Annotated in this window: 1 protein-coding gene; it reads left to right on the forward strand. The window is 72.8% G+C overall.

What is annotated here, in order from left to right; genetic code table 11:
- Window positions 1-399, forward strand: a 399-nt coding sequence (locus G7A99_RS24270; protein WP_240466413.1) for an FGGY-family carbohydrate kinase, incomplete at its 5' end; no start/stop codon positions are given.
- Window positions 400-547: the final 148 nt, after the last annotated feature.

The following is a 547-nucleotide window of genomic DNA, read 5'->3' on the forward strand; positions in this document are numbered from 1 at the left end:
ATCTTCGGCCTGTCCCGGGACACCGGCGTCGCGGAGCTCGCCCGCGCGGCGCTGGAGTCCGTGTGCTACCAGACCCATGACCTGCTGGTCGCGATGGCCGGGGACGCCGGCGCCGCCGCGGAGCTGCGTGTGGACGGCGGCATGGTGGCCAACGACTGGTTCCTGCAGACCCTCTCGGACATCGTCGGCGAGCGCGTGGTGCGCCCGCAGGTCATTGAAACCACGGCCCTGGGGGCCGCCTACCTCGCGGGTATCGGTCAGGGCATCTGGGGCTCGCTGGAAGAGATCCGCTCGCAATGGCAGACGGACCGGGCATTCGACCCCGACCTGCCCCGGGCACAGCGCGAGCGCCAGCTCGCCGGCTGGGCGGACGCCGTCCGCCGCGTCACCTCGCGCTGAGGGCGGACGACCGGACCGCCGGCACGGCCGTCTTCGGGGAAACCCCGCCCCCGGTCCGGCGGCCCGGCATTACCGCCCGGCGTTCATGAGCGCGACGGTGGTGTCGAGCATCCGCGAGGAGAAGCCCCACTCGTTGTCGTACCATGCG

The organism is Arhodomonas sp. KWT (assembly GCF_010993615.1).